Annotated in this window: 5 protein-coding genes; 1 reads left to right on the top strand and 4 read right to left on the bottom strand. The window is 58.8% G+C overall.

Annotated features, from left to right (window positions below):
* Positions 1-479: 479 nt before the first annotated feature.
* The 4 genes from AB0M54_RS47825 to AB0M54_RS47810 form a co-directional block, all read right to left on the bottom strand.
* The gene (locus tag AB0M54_RS47825; RefSeq protein WP_364480043.1) at positions 480-887 is read right to left on the bottom strand and encodes a hypothetical protein; all 408 of its coding nucleotides are present in this window, start codon (positions 885-887) and stop codon (positions 480-482) included.
* A gap of 187 nt (positions 888-1,074) precedes the next feature.
* Entirely contained in the window at positions 1,075-1,287 is a 213-nt protein-coding gene (locus AB0M54_RS47820; RefSeq protein ID WP_364480041.1) for a hypothetical protein, read from the bottom strand.
* A complete protein-coding gene (locus tag AB0M54_RS47815) occupies positions 1,284-2,015 on the bottom strand; it encodes a hypothetical protein (protein ID WP_364480038.1) in 732 nt (243 codons plus the stop codon). Before AB0M54_RS47815 ends, AB0M54_RS47820 begins: the two co-directional genes overlap by 4 nt.
* 40 nt (positions 2,016-2,055) lie before the next feature.
* The gene (locus AB0M54_RS47810) at positions 2,056-2,259 is read right to left on the bottom strand and encodes a hypothetical protein (RefSeq protein WP_364480035.1); all 204 of its coding nucleotides are present in this window, start codon (positions 2,257-2,259) and stop codon (positions 2,056-2,058) included.
* 538 nt (positions 2,260-2,797) lie between these two features.
* On the opposite strand from AB0M54_RS47810, the gene AB0M54_RS47805 reads away from it, so the two are divergent.
* Positions 2,798-3,094 (top strand): HNH endonuclease, encoded by a 297-nt coding sequence (locus AB0M54_RS47805; protein ID WP_364480032.1) that lies wholly within the window; start codon positions 2,798-2,800, stop codon positions 3,092-3,094.
* The last annotated feature ends 151 nt before the right edge of the window (positions 3,095-3,245 follow it).

Genomic DNA, 3,245 nt, shown 5'->3' with positions numbered 1-3,245 from the left:
TGACCGCGTTGGTGTCGCGTTGTTTGAGACAACGGACAACTCGGTCAAGGCACGCGTGACCAGTAGGTCACTGTCCGCCTCGGTTGCGGGATATCTATCCCGGCTCGGACTCATCTGCCCGTTTAGACGTGGCACGAAGTGCACGTGGCCTGCGGATCTTGGGATCATCCCAGGCTTCGACCAGTGGTAACGTCCCTCCGAACATCGTCGGGGAAAGGCCCTTGATGGCAGTGGAAAGAGTGTGCCTTGTATGCGGCACAGAAGATGGCCTTAAGCCATACACCATGACAAGCGGTGCAGAGACCTTCTTCGCCCTACTCTGCCCCGAACATGGCAAACCGATTGACGAATTAATCGCCATCGGCATATCAAGACCAGAGGCAGCTAACAGCCGGCCAAGAGTTCACCGCATCAAGCCGGCTGATTGACAACAGAAGAAACCCCCCAGCCCGGAAAGGCTGAGGGGTTTCCTGTTCAGGTCACAACTGCTGTTCGATCAGATCCGCCAATGCAACAAAGTCGTACCCGTACAGATCGTTGAAGTCAGCGATCGGCGCATTCACCGACCGCCCATATTGGTTGAACCCTCGGACGTCCGGGTTTTGACTTTCCAGTCCCGCCCACTCGGTGACAGAGGCAGGGGGGAAGCTCACCCTACTGTCGTACACGTAATCCCCGTGGGAATCAGGGGTGGCCGGCCGAATCACCCCATCCTCAACGGCGATCTCGCAGAGCACCCCGAGGCAACAGAAGCCTTTGTCGTTCTGCAACGCCCCCGTTCCCTGCGGGTAGTCCCCGGATCTCAGCCGCTTCACCCACCGCGCCTTCACGTCAGAGTTCATGCCGATCCGCTGCGCCTGACCATTGATGTCAACCTGAATCGTCACTTGCAGATACCTCCTGAGGGATGCGCGGACCGCATCAGGTCCGCTTCAAGGTCTTGGAAAATGGACTCGGCAGCGTTGCGCCGGCCGAAGGCTGAGGGATGGCAAAGCGCTTGCCGGTACCCGTGGGGGCACTCCACGGTGAGGACCTGAAAGCTGAGCCGCTTCAACCCGTGAGACCGGGTGACAGTCACTCGTCGTCCCACCCGATCGGGCGCTCGCTGGGCGGAAGTGCGTCGATCGACCGAACGAGGTCACGAGCAGCGAGAGCCAGCAGCTCGTCGCTGTATTCGACATGGGCGGCGTAGTGCGGACTGGACTCGTTGGAACGCTCAGCCGCGAGGCACTGAACCGCCGAGGTAACGACCGCGGAAGTCTTCATTGCTACGTCGATGTTGCTCACCACAAACCGTCCTGTCCCAACTCACGCGAGTTGACTTCACGGTCCACGGGCATAATCAGCCCTTTGAACGTTGGACCTATCTTGATGAGAACCGGCTCATGACCTTCCGCGAACAAAAGGTCAGCCTTTCGCTCCGACTTGTCGGCCTTCACCTTTGAGAACCGGCCAAACAGTGTCGGGTCGAGCATCACGCCGGGCGGGAGTACGTTCTTACGCCTCTCCGCAGCGTCGATGATTTCCCACACCGCAGAATGCAGCTCGGTGAACCTGTCGGCACCTTCCTGGTGATTAACCGCGGATCCCGGTTGCATCCCCATTGGGGAGACCGTCACCAAGCCGTCTTTGATCTCGATTGTGGCGGTTACCTTCTTCGCTTCCCGCGCGGCCTTTTCGAGGGCGGTCAGGCCCTCCTTGTCGACCAGGGCGACAACCTCGGTGGCGTCACCGATGTAACCGGTGACCGGGGCTACGTCGGTTCCAGCGGCGTAGCTATCGGTTCCACAGGTGAACACTCCGGAGGCGTTTACACGGATTGCTACGTACGGGATCAGCGATCGAGCCGGTAGGAACGCTAGGGCGTTCCCGAGGGCCACAGCGAGGGAAGGCGCATCCGTCGTAGCGCGAATCAACGGGTTCGCATCATCCGACCGCACCGGTAGCAGCGACCGTAGGAACTGAACTTCACATGATGCCGTCGACGAACCCGGCACCACCAGAACAACTCCCACCACCACAGCAACGGGTCGGGAAGATCTAGGCGGAGTCCGATCAACTGACAGCGTCCGTCAGGAAGACATCTTCGAACAGCTCGACCAGCTCAGCCGCCTTCTGTTCCGCCACCTGAGGACCGTCGGCCAAATAGGTTGCGTGCACCTTCCGGACTGCGGCCGGCCAAGCCGCGTGCTCCGAAAAGCGGTTGAGCGGCTCCACCACGGTCAGCAGGTCCGCGGTCACATTGGGGGCAAGGCTCACGCAGCACCCCGAGCAATCTTCCGCATCGCCTCAGCGGTTGCCTGCCGCTTCCGCTCTATTGCAACCAAGTACGCCTGTCCGACGTGGCCGATACGGGCGGGCCTCCGGCGTGACCGTTTGGTATCCGTTGTCACTGACAACCTCCTGCGACATGTCCAGGTAGGCGACAGCCGAAGGTACGACCATCTCAACTCTACCTTTGAGGGTTTTAGAAAACCGGGTTGCCGTGGGGCTTCCCGGTGCTGAGGACAACTTTACGGGTGGCCGGTTTCCCCCGGCCTTCCGTCGTGAACAACAACCCTCCCGCGTAGAAGTGACCGAGGTCACTCCCCGGGACATACCGAAACCGGGGACGTATATATAGTGAAGGCCCCTACAGGGCCTACTACATAGCTACCTAGTAGAACCCCTCCCAAGAGGGGTTCCTAGTAGAAACAACTAATACATATAGGGAAGCCCCAAGAGGGCTTCCCATAGATACCCCATATACGGCAGCCCTAGCAGGGCTGCCTATATAGCTACGGAATAGAGAACAGATATGTTCTCCACATGCTCAATATGTAGGACCCTCACACCGTACGGTGTTAGTAGATGCCCTACACATAAGCCACGACGGCACCACGTGAAGACCCGCCAACAGCGGGGCTACACAGAAGAGTATCTAACCAATAGACGGATCATCCTCAAAGATGATCCGATCTGCTCAATATGCCTACGTCGCAAAGCGACAACAGCAGACCACATTGTTCCACTATCCAAAGGTGGAACAAACAAACTCAACAACCTACGGCCGGCCTGCTTGCCCTGCAACTCAGGCCGAGGCAACCGGACATGACACACACCCCAACCAACAAACCGGGTGCTCAGTCACCCGGCAACCGGTAGGGGGAGGTCAAACTTTTCCGCAACACTTCCCCGAACCCATCGCCTTAGGCCCGCTTACACGTCTGCGAATCTTCCCGGATTTGTGGGAATTCGCGGCTAAT

Source organism: Actinoplanes sp. NPDC051470, assembly GCF_040682035.1.
In the GTDB taxonomy this organism is placed as follows: Bacteria; Actinomycetota; Actinomycetes; order Mycobacteriales; family Micromonosporaceae; genus Actinoplanes.
The sequence above is the reverse complement of the archived record's forward strand: the minus strand, read 5'-3'. Positions and strand labels throughout refer to the sequence as shown.